We start from the raw sequence: 16,940 nt of genomic DNA, 5'->3' as shown, positions 1-16,940 counted from the left end.
GATGAAAAAAAAGATATCTAAGCTATTAACATTTTTATATTTAGCCATATTTTTATATTCGGGCTTTGCACTTGCGAAGTATGTTTATACGTATTACGAGACGTCGAAATCACTTAAGGAAGTACAAAGTATTTATGAAGAAACTTTGGAGACCATTGAAAAACAAGCTGATGTTTCGTTAACTTCGACAGAAGATTTAATGAAATACACGGTACGCCCACAATTTAATGAATTATTAGCTGTAAATGATGGCATTGTTGGTTGGATTTCTGTGGATAATACGAAACTTAATAATCCAATTTTGCAAGCAGACAATAATGATTTTTATTTGAATCATAATTTTAAAAATCGTGAAAGTCGTGCGGGAAGTGTCTTTATGGATTATCGTAATGATGCACTCGATATGAGCCGTAATACTATTTTGTATGGGCATGCTATGAAGAATGGTACAATGTTTGGCAGTCTGAAAAATTATTTAAACCAAGATTATGCCGACGCACATCGTACGATTTATTTGGATACGCTTTATGAAGGATATGATATTGAAGTTTTTGCAGCATATGAAACAACAATTGATTTTTATTACATTGAAACAGAATTTAAGAGCAATGAGAGCTTTTTCCAATTTATAGAGCAGGTCCAAGCGCGTTCTACAATTGATATGAATATAGAAATTGGACCAGATGATAAAATCCTTACACTATCTACGTGTAAAGATTCCGTAATGAGCGACGATCATCGCTTTGTTGTTCAAGGAAAGCTAGTAAAGAGATAATGCTCGTAAGTCTGAAAAATATTCTTTTTTGCTTTAAGTGATAAGGAGTTGTCTCAAATAAATTTTTTTGAGATAACTCCTTTTATAATTATCATGAACAATCAGGACAAACTAACGAAAGAATAAGGGGGAAGGAAATCAAATTCATTGTGTAAAAATAATTACTTGACGTAATGTATTTATTAATATATAGTAAGTTACATAAAGTAATCAATTACTTTTGGTAACTATAATAAGTCATCATAGAAATACATCTAAAGTAACTGCAAATGTTTAACCTTTTTAGTAAAGGGTAACATAAAAAAAGTAGTTACTTCATATTTTAACATATATCTCGAAATCGAGATAAAAACAATTCATTGGAGGAATTCACAAATGGCAAAATGGAACATTGATTTAGGACACTCAGCAATTAACTTTCAAGTAAAACACATGATGGTCTCAAAAGTAAAAGGTGTATTTGATACTTACTCAGCACATATCGAAGCAGCGGATCTTGCAGATTTAACTACTGCAAATATTAGCTTTAGTATTGATGCGACAAGTATCAACACGCGTAGCGAAGACCGTGACAATCACTTAAAAGCAGAAGATTTCTTTGATGCAGAAAAATATCCAAACATTACGTTTAAATCGACTAGCATTACTAAAAAATCCGATGATACGTATAACCTTACAGGTGATTTAACGATTAAAGATGTAACAAAATCGGTAACATTCAATACAGAGTTTAATGGTAAAGGTACAAATCCATGGGGCCAAGAGGTTTATGGTTTCGAGGCAGAAACGACAATCAATCGTGAAGAGTTTGGTTTATCATGGAACGCAGCCTTAGAAACAGGTGGCGTACTCGTTGGGAAAGACATTAAAATCACAGTAGAACTTGAAGTAAATCCTGCTTAACTATGCAGACGTAGCTGTGCTCGGGAACTATATTCTCGTGCACAGTTTTTTTGTAAATGATAAAGTTTATATTTTGTAAGAATAATCCAAAAAATAAGTTGTTTGCATATTTTTAGTGAGTTATGCATATAAAACATCATATTGTTTTTGGGGGCGATGGGATGAATGTATTAGTGACAGGTGGTTATGGCTTTATTGGCAGTGCTGTGGCAAGGCGTTTCTTTGAGGAAGGTGCGAATATTTATATTATTGATAATTTAAGTACCGGGCATTTAAGAAATATAAACTTTGAGCACAAATCTTATCTATTAAATGTGGAAGATGAGGTTTGTGAGCATTTCTTTAAGGAAGTGGCATTTGATGTCGTGATTCACTGTGCAGCACAAACGAGTGTCCAAAGATCAATGCAAGAGCCTGTGAAGGATATTTTAACGAACATAGTAGGGCTTAGCCAGATGCTCTTTTTGTCGTCAAAATATAAGGTAAAGCATTTTGTTTTTGCCTCGTCTGCTGCTGTGTATGGTGATAGTCACTATCCTCCACTTGATGAAAGCGATATAAGCGAACCTGTCTCTATGTATGGTTTAAACAAAAGCATCGGTGAAACGTATTGTGAAAAGTGGCAGCGTGATTATCATTTACCTACACTAATTTATCGTTTTGCCAATGTATTTGGTCCTAGCCAATCCATGCAGGGAGAAGCGGCTGTCATCCCAAGTATGTTAAAAAGCAGTATAGAAGGCAAGCCTTTTACCATCTATGGTAATGGTGAACAGTCTCGAGATTTCATTTACGTTGATGATATTGCAGATGCCATTTATGCGGGTGTAAAGGTTGGGCTCAATGGCACATATAACGTATCAACAAATGAAGCATGGTCGATTCATCAGGTTATTTTATTATTACAGCATTTGAATCATCCTTTAGAAATTCAATATGCGCCTGCAAGAGATGGTGATATAGAGCACTCTTTTTTAAATAATGAAAAACTGGCGAAAGCAATTGGATGGAGACCGAAGATTTCCTTTGCTGAAGGCATTGAACGAACATTACAGGCATTACAGAATGAAAAAATAGTTGAAATTTAACTGTATTGAATAGCATTTTCACAGTTCTGCTGAGCTACTAGTGGAAGCTAGCTATTCGATACAAAAAATATCTACCAAAGGGGAGATGCTTCAGCTTGACGACAAAAGGTATTCGGAATGATCACATGCCGAATACCTTTTGATATTTTATCAGAAATAGTAATACCAAATAGCCACTATTCATGACAGTAGTACGCTACGAGTAACTAATGGATAGAAAAAATTAAAACCAATAGCAGTTTTTCGTCATCCTATCCATCACCTTCACCTCAATCATTTATAGACGTACACTAGTTGATTGGAGCGCAGGCGGCGACTTCTGCGGGAATAACATGGGCTGAAGACCCCGTAGGAGCGTAGCGACGAGGAGACTGAAGCCATGCCCACGAAAAGCGTCGGCCGTAGCGGAAATCAACGGATTTATATAGAGACTTCTATTTTTAAAAAAAGACTGAAGACAAACTCAATGTTTTGAGTTCGTCTTCAGTCTGAAGTATCTACTCCTTAGGAGTGGAAGCTTTTTGGGTTGCTATTTATTCGCTACTAATTTCGGTTTCTGCAACTTTTTTTACACGTTCTATAAATTCTACTACTACCTTGTCCGTAGCAAATAATAAAAATAATTTTACAAACCATTTTAACGGGCGATTAGTTACAGTATATGTAAAAGAAGTTTCTTTTTCATTTATTTTATCTAATTCATAAAAAGCCGTGATTTCAAACATATTTGCAAGTGTAAAACCTATTTTCATCTTTTTGTTATCAGGTGTATTTGTATATTCTAAAGTTTCTACATCATATTCTTCTATGCGCTTACCTTCTTTATATTTTTGGCGATATACACTACCAACCACTTCTTCTGTTATTTTAACAGGCTTGTTTTCAACTACTTGAGGCATAATCTTTTGCATTTCAGCTAAAGAACCGTCAAGAAATTTCCAGACATGTTCGATTGGGGCATTTATTTCAATACTTTTTGTCCAGGCTTTCATCGAAAAACACCTCGAGTTTCTATAATTAAAAAATTATTCATTTTAATAATACCCTATAAATCTTGTCTTCAAACAAAATAATGAAAGCTATTTTTAAACAGACTTATCATGTAAACGTACAAAACATTTGTAAAGTAATAAATCTATTTGAGCGTTAATAACTTTAACTAAAGGGCCATACTTTTAAAGGGCCATACTTTGGTAGTTAAAGTTATTTATCTAGTGATGCTATGCATACGCATTGTATGAATAATTACGTTACGTAAAATATCTTTGGTATATTGTATAATTAATGTTAATGGAATGTTGGGGAATTGATTGAACGGAGGCTATTTCATGCTAGTAGATTTTAGAGTGAAAAATTGTTTAAGCTATAAAGATGAGACATTATTCTCAATGATAGCAGGCAGTCGAATTCGAAAATTGAAGGATACACATACGATGAAAATCGAGTCATTACGTCTGGTGAAAAGTGCTTTTATATTTGGACCAAACGGTAGTGGAAAATCGAATCTATTCGCAGCTATTAAAGTTTTACGTTCGTTGTTGTTTAACTTTGAAAATTTAAATAATGTTAAACAGCTTCGTTTGCCATATCAGCCTTTTAAGCTAGGTGGATATCAAGGGACACCCACAGAATTTATGATTTCGTTATTAATAGACGATTCTCTTTATGATTATGAAGTACAATATAACGCAGAGCAGGTATTGTTTGAGCGTCTTATAAAAACATCGAAAATGAAAAAAGAGGAGCTATTTGTAAGAACGTGGGATGGCACGGAATACTCGTATGAAACTGCACAAAGTACGTCACTTGAGCTGACAAAATATACACGCAATAATACTGCCTTTTTATCGGTGCTAAATGTATTTAATGATACCGATGCAACGAAAATTTTTGATTGGTTTTTACATAAAATCTTATTTTTAGATGAAGCACATCGTTTATCGAGTCATCCGCTCATTCGTAAGCTGGAGGAGGAGCCATTTAAGGGAGAGGTCATAAAGCTACTAAAAATTGCAGACTTTTCTATTCAAGATGTGACAGCGAGACGTGTTGAGCGCAGAGAAAAGAATACAATTGGTTATGAATTTGATACGCCAGAAATTATTCAAGAAGTGGATATTGATTTACATTATTTATCGTTTGATGAAGCAGGTACACCATTGGGCACAGAAATAATTAACTGGACCATGGATTCAAAAGGGACTGTACGTATGCTTCATTTGGCATGTGTCATAGTCGATGCATACAATAAAGGGAAGACAATTTTTATAGATGAATTTGATACGGCTTTTCATGTGTCGATTTGCGAATTTTTAATGGCTATTATGAACAGCAAGCGCAATAAATGCAATCAATTTGTTGTGACGAGTCATGAAATCGATTTATTGGACCAACCACTACGCTCCGATCAAATTTGGTTTATCAATAAAAGTTTTAAAAATGAATCTGAATTGTATTCCTTATTCGATTTTGCTGATTTGCAGAAAAAACGAGGGGATATCTCGTACGCAAAGCGTTATTTAAAGGGAGAATTTGGCGCAACACCCGTTATAAATGAATACTTATCAAATCAATATTTAAGTGAATTGGAGGTATCTGAGCAGTGAGAGTACGTCAACAAGGAAATCGAACACTACGTAAAACAATCTTAATTTATTGTGAGGGTGAAACGGAGCGTATTTATTTTGAACAAATGCGTATTCTAAAGCGCTCAAAAATGGTGAGTGTCAAAATTAAAAATGTTAAGCGCTCCGCTATCAAGCTTGCACAGCATGCTTTTCGAGATTCAAGCTACCAATATTTTGACGAAGTATGGATTGTTTTTGATAAGGATGATTTAACAGAAAAACAGTTAGAGGAAGTCAATGTGTTCTGTGAGGAAAAAAATATTCATATCGCCTATACAAACGAAGCTTTTGAACTGTGGCTCCTGCTACACTTTGAAGAAGTCGATGTGAAAGCAAAATATCCGCGTGCTGTATTAAATGATAAAATGGAACTACATCTTGGTGTGGCTCGCTATTTCCGTCATAAAGCTGACGAGAAAATCATTGCTCCTATAGCGCTACGTCATGAGGTTGCTATAAAGAATTGTACAGATATGATGGCGCTTCGAAAAACAGAAAGTCGTGACAATCCTTATTGCAACATACATGAAATGATCCAATACATATTCTAAAAAAGTACAGCAAGTTTTCTGTCCATAGACGGCAAGCTTGCTTTTTTTTATTGAAATTAAGTTGTAATTTTAAACTGAATATAATAAAGTCGCAAAAATAAAGAAAAATACGTACTATTATCAACTTCAAACAAGGAAGTTTTAACAAATGTCTTCCTAACTTTCGGTGATGAATCTGCTGAAGGGAGAACCTGGGTTTTTGCTGAAAATTGGATGTGGGTCTTTTCCAGGTCAGTATTTCGTATTGCTCATCCTGTCGATTAACAACTTATCTTCCACCTCTAAATAATCCTCAGAATCCATTAACAAATGTGGATAAATAATTTATTTTAAATAAATTTTTAGTATTTGGGAATAAATAATATCAGAAAGCCATGACAATTGAATTGTACATATGACACGTCTTGAACCTATAACTGATAGAAAAGTGTATTTTGTATTCGTTATTCTTTGCGATTAGCTAGCTTGCCTTTTCTTTCTAAACACATTACAATGAAGTTAAGTTAATAAAAGGTTTGAGCGATTGAGAGACCATTAAAAACATATGTACATTTGTACATGTGATTTTAATGGTCTCTTTTTTTCGGTCCAAATAAGGAGGAAATTCATTATGAGCACAGCTTCAGCAATACAACGTCAACAAACAATTGAAGAATTACAAAGTAAAGAATACGATTTATTGGTTATCGGTGGTGGTATTACAGGTTGTGGTATTGCGTTTGATGCAATTGCCCGCGGATTATCTGTAGCGTTAGTTGAAATGCAAGACTTCGCCGCTGGTACTTCTAGTCGCTCGACAAAATTAGTACATGGTGGGCTTCGTTATTTAAAACAATTTGAAATAAAAGAGGTTGCAGAGTTAGGAAAAGAGCGTGCAATCGTTTATGAAAATGGACCTCATGTAACAACTCCTGTTTGGATGCTACTTCCATTCCATAAAGGAGGCACATTCGGCAAATTTTCAACGAATATTGGCTTACGAGTATATGATTTTTTAGCAGGTGTTAAACGTTCTGAGCGTCGCTATATGTTAAATGCCGCAAAAACAATTGAAAAAGAACCTTTAGTCAAAGCTGAGGATTTACGTGGCGGTGGTGTATATGTAGAATATCGTACAGATGATGCACGTCTGACAGTCGAAGTTGCCAAAGCTGCCATCGAAAAAGGCGCTACACTCATTAACTATACAAAGGCAGAAGGCTTTTTATACAATGACCAAAAGAAAATTAATGGAATCGTAGCACAAGATTTGATTGCCCAAAACACATTTAATATTCGTGCTAAAAAAGTTGTTAATGCCGCTGGTCCATGGGTAGACGATGTTCGTGATATCGAAGGGAAAGAAAATGGTAAACATTTAATTTTATCAAAAGGTGTGCACATCGTTTTTGATGAATCCAAATTCCCATTACACCAAGCTGTCTATTTTGATACGCCTGATGGTCGCATGGTGTTTGCGATTCCTCGAGATGGGAAAACATATGTTGGAACGACAGATACATTTTATCAAGGCGATGCACGTGAAATGAATATCCATCAAGAAGATCGTGATTATATTATGAAGGCAATTCATTTCATGTTTCCAAAAGTTAATGTCACTGATGAAGATATCGAATCCAGCTGGGCAGGTGTTCGTCCATTAATTCATGAGGAAGGTAAAAATCCATCTGAAATTTCTCGTAAGGATGAAGTATGGGAATCTCCTTCAGGTCTTGTGACAATTGCTGGTGGTAAATTAACAGGTTATCGTAAAATGGCTGAAACAGTCTTAAATAAGATTGCGCAAGATTTAGAGCAACAATTTGGCATTACATCTAAACCATGTCATACAAAACATATTCATATTTCTGGTGGAGATATTGGTGGCTCGAAAAACTTACATGACTTCGTATCTAAACGAACAAAAATGGGCGTTGATATCGGATTATCAGAAGATGAGGCAAAATATTTAGCCCATCATTACGGTTCTAATGTGGACACTGTTTTTGAATACGCTAAACAACAGCATCCTGTTTTACCACAAGGGCTATATGCTCAGTTGCAGTATGGTATTCATCATGAAATGGTTGTTCTTCCAAATGACTTTATGATTCGTCGTACAGCATATATGTTCTTTAATATCGCCCTTGTGAAACAGTATAAAGAAGCGGTATTAGATGAAATGTCAAAACAATTACATTGGTCTACTGAGCAACGCACGCAATATGAAAAAGATATAAATATAGAAATAACAAGAGCTACAACTGCATTATAATAAAAATGAGGAGCTGTCCTAAAAGTAAGTATATATAAAGGTGAAAACCCGCGTAGAAGACTCCAGTGAAATGTATTTACGGCTCCTACCTTGCCCGCGGAAAGCAAAGCGGATTTTTACCATATACAAATATGCCTGATTTCGTATGAAGGGCTTTTAAGACAGCCCAACTTTTTAACTAAAGGGGTAACCAAATGAATTTTAATAATCAACATATTATTCCCGCTGCACGTACAGTAAAGCAATTTGATGAAGTATTAAATAGTCGATTCGAATACATTGTTCTATTAGAAGTGCATATTAGTTTGCTTATTTCGATAAAGCGAGAGGCAGATCGTAACGGAAAAAAATTAATTATTCATGCAGATTTAATTCATGGTTTAAAAACGGATAATTTTGCAGCTGATTTTTTATGTAATGATATTCGTCCAGCCGGTATTATTTCCACTCGATCCAATATGTTAATAAAAGCAAAATCTCGTGGGATTATCGCTATTCAGCGTGTCTTTTTAATTGATACGATCGCGCTTGAAAAAAGTTTTACAATGATTGAATCAGCGAAGCCAGATTTTATTGAATTGTTACCGGGTATTATTCCTTCAATGATTTCAGAAGTACACCAGCGTACAAAAATCCCTGTTATTACAGGAGGACTAGTCCGCACTGTTGAAAGCATGGATGAAGCGTTACAAGCTGGAGCAGTAGCTATTACGACATCAAATAAAAATTTGTGGGAAAATTTCAAAAAATAGGTTGACTATGTATGTTATTTTCTCTACAATGTACGTAAGTTCATAAGCGCGTGGTTAGGAAAAGGAACCCACATTTATTCATCTGCATTTCAGCGTGCAGTTTGTTTAAGTGTGGGTTTATTTTTTTACTAGGTGCACTATAACAAAGGGGGCTTGTTGTATGTCTACATTTACAGCTGAACTTGTCGGCACGATGATTCTTATTTTATTCGGTGGCGGCGTTGTTGCTGGTGTATCACTGCACAAATCGAAAGGTTTTGGCGGTGGATGGGTAGTGATTACATTCGCTTGGGGTCTAGCTGTGGCCATGGCTGCATATGCTGTTGGTGGTATTAGTGGTGCTCATTTAAACCCTGCTTTAACAATCGCACTTGCTACAATTGGTAATTTCCAATGGGCAGACGTGCCTGCTTACATTGCTGCACAATTGATTGGTGCATTTTTAGGTGCGGTGCTCGTTTATTTTATGTATTTACCACATTGGAAAGGTACGAAAGATCCGGAAGCAAAATTGGCTGTATTTTCTACAATGCCTGCCATTAAACATCCATTATCAAATTTAATTTCAGAAATGATTGGTACATTTATACTTGTTTTAGGTATTCTAGCATTAGGCACAAATACAATTACTGATGGCTTAAATCCATTTCTAGTTGGTATGCTAATTGTAGTCATCGGTATGGCATTAGGAGGACCTACTGGTTATGCAATTAACCCTGCACGTGACTTAGGTCCACGTATTGCTCATTTTTTCTTACCAATCCCAGGTAAACGTGACTCAGGATGGTCCTATGCATGGGTTCCTGTTGTTGGTCCAATTATAGGTGGTACATTTGGTGCTCTATTTTTTCAACAAATTTTTGAGGGGAAAAATAGTATCGCATTTTGGCTATTAGCTATTATCGTTTCTATTATTTTTATCAGTGCTCAAATGACAGTGAAAAATATTCGAAGTGAAGAGTAATAAAAAATTATTTGGAGGTTTGTCCGATGTCAGAAAAAAAATATATTTTAGCCTTAGACCAAGGTACAACAAGCTCACGCGCTATTTTGTTTAATGAAAAAGGAAGCATTCTCCATATTGCACAACAAGAATTCCAACAATATTTCCCACAATCTGGATGGGTTGAACATCATGCAGAAGAAATTTGGTCTTCCATTCTTTCTTGTATCGCTACAGTACTTTCTGAAAAAAATATTGATTCAAATCAAATTGCTGGGATCGGTATTACAAACCAACGTGAGACAACAGTTGTTTGGGATAAAAATACAGGTAAACCAATTTATAATGCGATTGTATGGCAATCACGCCAAACGAACGCAATTTGTGAAGAATTGAAAGAAAGCGGTTACAATGACTTATTCCGTGATAAGACAGGTTTATTAATCGACGCATACTTCTCAGGTACAAAAGTAAAATGGATTTTAGACAATGTTGAAGGTGCTCGTGAAAAAGCAGAAGCAGGAGATTTATTATTCGGTACAATTGATACGTGGTTAATATGGAAGTTGACAGGTGGTAAAGTACATGTAACGGATTATTCAAATGCTTCTCGTACATTAATGTATAACATTTATGATTTAAAATGGGATGAAGAATTATTAAACATTTTAGGCGTCCCTGCATCTATGCTTCCAGAGGTTCGCCCTTCTTCAGAATTATATGGTTATACGGAGGAAGCGCTGTTCTTCGGCTCTGCTGTTCCGATTGCAGGAGCTGCGGGTGATCAACAAGCTGCTCTATTCGGTCAGGCTTGCTTTGAAGAAGGCATGGTTAAAAACACGTATGGTACGGGCTGTTTTATGTTGATGAACACAGGTGAAAAGGCAGTAAAATCAGAAAATGGCTTATTAACTACGCTTGCTTGGGGCTTAAATGGCAAGGTGACTTATGCTTTAGAAGGAAGCATTTTCGTAGCTGGTTCTGCTATTCAATGGTTACGCGATGGCTTACGAATGTTCCGCTCCGCTTCTGAATCCGAGCAATATGCTGCACGAGTGGATTCGACTGATGGCGTTTATGTAGTTCCTGCATTCGTTGGTCTAGGGACACCTTATTGGGATTCTGATGTACGAGGCGCTGTCTTCGGTTTAACTCGCGGTACATCTAAAGAACATTTTGTACGTGCAACGCTAGAATCGTTAGCTTATCAAACAAAAGACGTACTCGGTGCAATGGAAGCAGATGCAAATATTCCACTTGCGAAATTACGTGTAGATGGTGGTGCTGTTGCAAACGATTTCTTAATGCAATTCCAATCAGATTTATTAAATGTTCCTGTTGATCGTCCGGTCATTAACGAAACAACAGCTTTAGGTGCTGCTTATTTAGCAGGTTTAGCAGTTGGCTTCTGGAAATCAACGGATGAAATTAGTGAGTATTGGAATTTGGATCGTCAATTCACACCTAATATGGATGACTCACATCGTGAAGAAATTTATGCAGGCTGGAAAAAAGCTGTAGCAGCTGCTCAAACATTTAAATAATATTAGTTGGATTTAAAAGATAGCTGAATAGTGATGAAAATAACCTTGATAGGCTAATTTGAAGCGAACCCCGATTGTTAGACAAAATCTAACTTTTTGAGATCACTTCTTTTGCCAATCAAGGTTTTATTTCCTGTTTACACGACTTTTTGGCGGACTTCTATGTCGATACCACCATTTTTTGACGGTCTTCTCCTAGCGCCAAGTTTGTATGAAAAATTGAAATGATTGTGTCATTCTTTCAGCAATGCTTTTGAAGCATGTTTATTCTAGAGAATCATATAGTGTGTATAGAGCGTAATTAGTACTGGTACGAAAGGGGATTGCGTGGATAGATCTTGGTCAAATCAGGGCAAAGATGTAGATGGTAATGCAAAGGATAAGCAGCTAGAGCAGTTTCGTATCAATAATGATGGAAAAAAGATGAACACCAATCAAGGAATTAAAGTTTCAAATGATGAAGATTCATTAAAGGCCGGTGTACGTGGCCCAACGATCATGGAGGATTTTCACTTTCGGGAGAAAATGACACATTTCGATCATGAGCGCATACCAGAACGAGTTGTGCATGCAAGGGGCTTTGCGGCACATGGAGAATTTGAACTGTATGAGTCCATGAAAGAGTATACCAGAGCAAACTTTTTGCAAGACCCAAGTAAGAAAACACCCGTATTTGTAAGATTCTCTACTGTGGTTGGCAGCTTAGGTTCTATGGATACCGCTAGAGATGTTCGAGGGTTTGCAACGAAATTTTACACAGAAGAGGGAAATTATGATTTAGTCGGCAATAATATACCTGTGTTTTTTATCCAGGACGCCATTAAGTTTCCTGATTTGATTCATGCAGTAAAACCCGAGCCACACAATGAAATGCCGCAAGCAGCCTCCGCTCATGATACATTTTGGGATTTTGTTGCGAACAATCAAGAAATAGCCCATATGATTATGTGGCATATGTCCGATCGAACGATTCCTAGAAGTTTTCGTATGATGGAGGGCTTTGGCGTTCATACTTTCCGTTTCGTGAATGACAGAGGGAAGTCAAGATTTGTGAAATTCCATTGGAAACCAGTGTTAGGTGTGCATTCACTCGTTTGGGATGAAGCACAAATCATTGGGGGCAAAGATGCTGATTTTCAACGACGTGATTTATGGGAATCCATTGAAATTGGTGATTATCCAGAATATGAACTTGGTGTACAGATGATTGAGAAAGAAGAAGAATTTAAGTTTGATTTTGATATTTTAGATGCAACAAAGCTTTGGCCAGAAGAGTTGGTGCCTGTTAAAAAAATTGGCAAAATGACATTGAATCGCAATGTGGACAATGTTTTTGCAGAAACAGAACAAGTAGCCTTCCACCCAGGGAATGTTGTGCCAGGCATTGACTTTACGAACGATCCCCTTTTACAGGGACGGTTATTTTCTTATATAGATACACAGCTCATTCGTCTAGGCGGTCCAAACTTTGCAGAAATCCCGATAAACAGACCGATTTGCCCAATTCATAACAATCAGCGCAATGGCTTTAGCCGACAAACCATTAATCTAGGGAAAGTGAGTTATCATAAAAATTCACTGGCAGATAATACGCCTTCAACATCTACCGAGAAAGAGGGTGGCTTTGTCCATTATGAAGAGAAGGTTGAGGGACGTATTACACGAGCCCGCAGTAAGTCCTTTGATGACCACTTCTCACAAGCAAGGCTATTTTGGAATAGTATGTCACCCCCTGAAAAGCAGCATATTATTGATGCCTTTAGCTTCGAGGTAGGCAAAGTGAAAAGTAAATCAGTTCGGCAACAGGTTGTGGATATGTTCGTCCACGTCGATAAAGCGATGGCGACGACTGTAGCTGATAATATTGGTGTCAATCGACCAACTGGCGAACAATCGAAAGTCTCAGCTTCATCACCTGCACTTAGTCAGGCAAATACAATAAAATTACCGCAAACACTGAAAGTTGGTGTACTAATTGGTGATGGATTTGATGCTAATGAAGTGGGAGAGGTGCTGAAATATTTAACTAGGCAGGGTGTTCGATATAGCATAATCTCTGACAGGCTGGGTGTAGTTACAGGTAGTAACGGCGTTCAGTTAATGGCAAGCGAAACATTTATCACAACGGATGCGGTGTTATTTGACTCGTTATATGTTGTAGGCGTAAGAGCGGACAATCAGGCAAAATTTAATACACATATTGTGAATTATATCAATGAAGCATATCGTCATTATAAACCGATTGGTATTGCCGCATCGGGTATGACATTTTTTAATATGTCTAATGCTAATGTAGGACCGGGCATTGTCATGGCAACTGGCAACACTGAATTCGCTAAAAAATTTGTAGCAGCTATTGCACAGCAACGTTTTTGGCAGAGAAATATCTATTAACTCATTATGGCGTTATCATTTCTTAACTTACAAAGAGTGATGACTAAAAAGAATGATTCTATCGCGATCCTATCATAAATTTAGATAATGTTATTAAGCTATCAGAAATAGGATAAAAGGGACTATTCGACACTGAACAGTCCCTTTTATCATTTTAACGATCTAAGCAAAACAGTATAATAGTAAATCTTCCCTATGAGTCTCTACCCATTTCGTATATACTTAGATGGACTATATTTTGAGAAAGGGACCAATATAATGCAATATGTTAGGAAATTATTTTTTTATATGGCGACGCTCATCTTTTTTGTAGCCATTTCAGACCAGGCTTTGGCTGCCAAGTCGACGAATTTTTATGAGTCTAGTAATGCTAAAGGTGTTACGGTCATTAACTATCATTCGTTTGGAGATTACAAAGAAGTTGCCAACATTAATATTACAGCGAAGCTATTTCGTGAGCAATTAAAGATGCTAAAGGATAGTGGCTATACAACTATTACTGAAGAGCAGTTAATTGCTTATTTACAGGGGCACGGTCGTATTCCTGAGAAATCGGTATTTCTAACGATTGACGATGGATATGAAAGTGTTTATAAGATTGCTTACCCTATTTTAAAGGAAATGGGCATGCAAGCAACATTATTCGTTATTGTCAACGATGTGGAAGCGGGCTTAAGAAAAGGTGTACCCATGTTGAACTGGCAACAAATAAAGGAAATGTCAGACTCGCAAATTATTCAAATAGGTAATCATACATATGATTTACATTGGCGTGGCAACAAAGATGCGCCAAAGCACGAGGCAATGATACTAAATGTAACGAAAGATGGAAAGGCGCTTACAAATGAGGAACGTCAACGTTACATTCTTGAGGATGTGACAAAAGCACATCAATTAATAGAAAAACATACAGGGAAGGCACCTACTTCCTTTGCCTATCCATATGGTGTGTATGATCGAATTGCAGAGAAAGCTGTAAAGGAAGCTGGCTATCTGATCGACTATTCAACACAGGGCGGTTTTAATAAGTTCGGTGATGGCACGGTGCATATTAAAAGAATTGATTCGAGTAATCGTGTAAGCGCACACGACTTAAAAAAGATTTTAGAAAAATATCAGAAACAAGCAGAGCAGCATTATAATAATCGAGATATACAGGTTGAAGCACAAGTAACATCGAACAAAGTAGCACTTAAAGCGTGGCTGAAAAGTGATATGAAAAATGGGACACTTCAGGCAAAAGAAACTCGATTTGAGCTCTATAAAATGATTAAGGGTGAACGTCAACTTCAGCGTAATTTTGGCAGTTATCTTGTCACGGCGAGTAACAAGTCACGGGTCATGTCCACAGAAGAGAACGTAACAGATTACGAAGCAGGTGGCTATTCCGTTAAGACAATTATTACAAAGCAGGACGGAAGTAAAGAGGTTTTTTGGATTAATTTTAATCGATAACCTAGAAAGTGAAAGGTCTCTTATTTTTCTTTTTAAGGAGGATGAGAGACCTTTCTTGCGCCTATTGCTAATGTTCTGAATCGAAATTTGCATTACAAGTGATGATATAACGCCCTTTTGGAAAATAATCATCGGTGTTTGCTTGGATAAATGGTGTCCCATTGCATTCAAATTTTGGAAATGTTAAGGTGGGTGAAGAGGTGAATGTAGTGGAAAAGTTTGATATAGCAATTATTGGCGCAGGTCCAGGGGGATATGTGTCAGCCATCCATGCAGCTAAAAGTGGCATGAAGGTCGCTTTAGTAGAACGTGGTAAAGTAGGAGGTGCTTGCTATAATGTTGGCTGTATTCCGTCCAAAATTTTATTAGAGCATAGCAAGCTTGTACAAGAAATTAAACGTGGCAATGCGTGGGGCATTGAGACGAATACAGTGAATGTGAACTTTCCGCGCTTGATGCAACGGAAAGATATTGTCATTGATGAGCTATTAGTGAATATTGAGCATTTTATTGAAAGCAATCATATAACATTTTATCGAGGCGAGGCAACTGTTGCGAAGGATTTAACGTTAACTGTTGGAGTAGATACGTTTGTAGCGAAAGATATTATTGTAGCAACAGGCAGTAAGCCATTTGTACCACCGTTTAAAGGCTTAGAAACGTCTACATACTATACAACAGATACTTTTTTTGATATGAAAGAGTTACCAGAGCAGTTAACCATTATCGGCGGTGGTGTAATTGCGGTTGAGATGGCATTTAGCCTCGCACCACTTGGAACGAAAGTAACAATGCTCAATCATAGCGAAGATATTTTACAAACGGAAGAATCAGATGCACGACCTATTATTCGCGAAAAGATGAAAAAGCTAGGTATTGAGCTAGTGACAGATTTCCGATTTGAGCACTTCTATGGCAATGAAGTTCATACATCTAAAGGAATTTATACATACGAAAATTTATTATTTGCAACGGGGCGTCGTCCAAATACAGAAATTGCACAGCAATTAGGACTTGATTTTGATGGGCATTTAATTGCTGTGAACGAGCACCTTGAGACAAGTCAGCCACATATTTACGCCATTGGTGACTTAGTTGGTGGTTACCAGCTAGCACACGCTGCAAGTGCGGAAGGCATTCATGTCATTGAGCATATTTTAGGAAAAACACCTGCATTGATTGACCAAGCACTAATCCCTCGCTGTGTCTATACACATCCTGAGATTGCTACATTTGGTTTGTTAGAGGAGCAAGTTGACGGTGCATATACTGTAACAAAATTGCCAATTCGCACAAATGCAAAAGCGTTGATGGAAGGTAATACTGAAGGTTTTGTAAAGCTAGTGGCAACAAAAGAGGGTGGAGACATTCTAGGCGCATGTGTAGTTGCAGATGGTGCAACAGAAATGCTCAATGCAATTTTAGTTACAAAAAATGCAGGAGGGACAGCACAAAACTTAGCTGAGATGATTTTCCCACACCCAACAGTATCTGAGCATATCGGTGATGCAGCGAAGGCTATATATAAAAAAGCGATTCATCAATAAATAACAGGAGGTTGTCTTAAAAGTCAGTAGTGAATGACTTTTGGGACAGCCTTTTTTGATTTTATGCTTCAAGTGGAAAGATGAGCACGAGTGAAGGAAGTGGACGA

General features: G+C 36.9%; 13 protein-coding genes. 12 read left to right on the top strand and 1 reads right to left on the bottom strand.

The genetic code is table 11. The annotated features are described in order from the left end of the window. Position 1: 1 nt before the first annotated feature. The 3 genes from srtB (at position 2) to ACOMCU_RS17280 (ending at position 2,766) form a co-directional block, all read left to right on the top strand. Positions 2–775: a class B sortase gene (srtB, locus tag ACOMCU_RS17290; protein WP_421050841.1), complete on the top strand. Its 774-nt coding sequence runs from the start codon at positions 2–4 to the stop codon at positions 773–775. 375 nt (positions 776–1,150) lie between these two features. After that, a complete protein-coding gene (locus tag ACOMCU_RS17285) occupies positions 1,151–1,678 on the top strand; it encodes a YceI family protein (RefSeq protein ID WP_421050839.1) in 528 nt (175 codons plus the stop codon). A gap of 161 nt (positions 1,679–1,839) precedes the next feature. Continuing rightward, positions 1,840–2,766 carry an NAD-dependent epimerase/dehydratase family protein gene (locus ACOMCU_RS17280; protein WP_010858167.1) on the top strand — a complete coding sequence of 309 codons (927 nt, stop codon included), beginning with the start codon at positions 1,840–1,842 and terminating at the stop codon, positions 2,764–2,766. A gap of 533 nt (positions 2,767–3,299) precedes the next feature. Here ACOMCU_RS17280 and ACOMCU_RS17275 read toward each other — a convergent pair. Continuing rightward, a complete protein-coding gene (locus ACOMCU_RS17275; protein ID WP_010858168.1) occupies positions 3,300–3,758 on the bottom strand; it encodes an SRPBCC family protein in 459 nt (152 codons plus the stop codon). Positions 3,759–4,094: 336 nt separating this feature from the next. Between ACOMCU_RS17275 and ACOMCU_RS17270 the strand changes: the two genes are divergently transcribed. The 9 genes from ACOMCU_RS17270 to lpdA all read left to right on the top strand — a co-directional run bounded on the left by ACOMCU_RS17270 (position 4,095) and on the right by lpdA (position 16,833). After that, positions 4,095–5,372, top strand: coding sequence for an AAA family ATPase (locus ACOMCU_RS17270; RefSeq protein WP_421050837.1), 1,278 nt, complete (start codon positions 4,095–4,097; stop codon positions 5,370–5,372). Further along, positions 5,369–5,944, top strand: coding sequence for an RloB family protein (locus tag ACOMCU_RS17265; RefSeq protein WP_421050836.1), 576 nt, complete (start codon positions 5,369–5,371; stop codon positions 5,942–5,944). Before ACOMCU_RS17270 ends, ACOMCU_RS17265 begins: the two co-directional genes overlap by 4 nt. 610 nt (positions 5,945–6,554) lie before the next feature. Next, entirely contained in the window at positions 6,555–8,198 is a 1,644-nt protein-coding gene (locus ACOMCU_RS17260) for a glycerol-3-phosphate dehydrogenase/oxidase (RefSeq protein WP_421050835.1), read from the top strand. A gap of 194 nt (positions 8,199–8,392) precedes the next feature. Then, complete coding sequence (locus ACOMCU_RS17255; RefSeq protein ID WP_010858172.1) at positions 8,393–8,950, top strand: glycerol-3-phosphate responsive antiterminator; 558 nt, start codon at positions 8,393–8,395, stop codon at positions 8,948–8,950. 160 nt (positions 8,951–9,110) lie between these two features. Continuing rightward, complete coding sequence (locus tag ACOMCU_RS17250; RefSeq protein WP_010858173.1) at positions 9,111–9,914, top strand: MIP/aquaporin family protein; 804 nt, start codon at positions 9,111–9,113, stop codon at positions 9,912–9,914. A gap of 26 nt (positions 9,915–9,940) precedes the next feature. Then, a complete protein-coding gene (glpK, locus tag ACOMCU_RS17245; protein ID WP_010858174.1) occupies positions 9,941–11,437 on the top strand; it encodes a glycerol kinase GlpK in 1,497 nt (498 codons plus the stop codon). 327 nt (positions 11,438–11,764) lie between these two features. Next, complete coding sequence (locus ACOMCU_RS17240) at positions 11,765–13,831, top strand: catalase (RefSeq protein ID WP_010858175.1); 2,067 nt, start codon at positions 11,765–11,767, stop codon at positions 13,829–13,831. A 258-nt stretch (positions 13,832–14,089) separates the two neighbouring features. Continuing rightward, complete coding sequence (locus ACOMCU_RS17235; RefSeq protein WP_010858176.1) at positions 14,090–15,286, top strand: polysaccharide deacetylase family protein; 1,197 nt, start codon at positions 14,090–14,092, stop codon at positions 15,284–15,286. Between the two features lie 209 nt (positions 15,287–15,495). Continuing rightward, a complete protein-coding gene (gene lpdA / locus ACOMCU_RS17230; RefSeq protein WP_421050855.1) occupies positions 15,496–16,833 on the top strand; it encodes a dihydrolipoyl dehydrogenase in 1,338 nt (445 codons plus the stop codon). Positions 16,834–16,940 lie beyond the last annotated feature (107 nt).

The organism is Lysinibacillus sp. UGB7 (assembly GCF_049058285.1).
Classification (GTDB): Bacteria; Bacillota; Bacilli; order Bacillales_A; family Planococcaceae; genus Lysinibacillus; species Lysinibacillus sphaericus_B.
This window is presented reverse-complemented; position numbering and strand designations above follow the sequence as displayed.

Coding starts and splice junctions, on each gene's coding strand:
- srtB (WP_421050841.1), top strand. CDS start 2: ATGAAAAAAAAGATATCTAAGCTATTAACATTTTTATATTTAGCCATA.
- ACOMCU_RS17285 (WP_421050839.1), top strand. CDS start 1,151: ATGGCAAAATGGAACATTGATTTAGGACACTCAGCAATTAACTTTCAA.
- ACOMCU_RS17280 (WP_010858167.1), top strand. CDS start 1,840: ATGAATGTATTAGTGACAGGTGGTTATGGCTTTATTGGCAGTGCTGTG.
- ACOMCU_RS17275 (WP_010858168.1), bottom strand. CDS start 3,758: ATGAAAGCCTGGACAAAAAGTATTGAAATAAATGCCCCAATCGAACAT.
- ACOMCU_RS17270 (WP_421050837.1), top strand. CDS start 4,095: ATGCTAGTAGATTTTAGAGTGAAAAATTGTTTAAGCTATAAAGATGAG.
- ACOMCU_RS17260 (WP_421050835.1), top strand. CDS start 6,555: ATGAGCACAGCTTCAGCAATACAACGTCAACAAACAATTGAAGAATTA.
- ACOMCU_RS17255 (WP_010858172.1), top strand. CDS start 8,393: ATGAATTTTAATAATCAACATATTATTCCCGCTGCACGTACAGTAAAG.
- ACOMCU_RS17250 (WP_010858173.1), top strand. CDS start 9,111: ATGTCTACATTTACAGCTGAACTTGTCGGCACGATGATTCTTATTTTA.
- glpK (WP_010858174.1), top strand. CDS start 9,941: ATGTCAGAAAAAAAATATATTTTAGCCTTAGACCAAGGTACAACAAGC.
- ACOMCU_RS17235 (WP_010858176.1), top strand. CDS start 14,090: ATGCAATATGTTAGGAAATTATTTTTTTATATGGCGACGCTCATCTTT.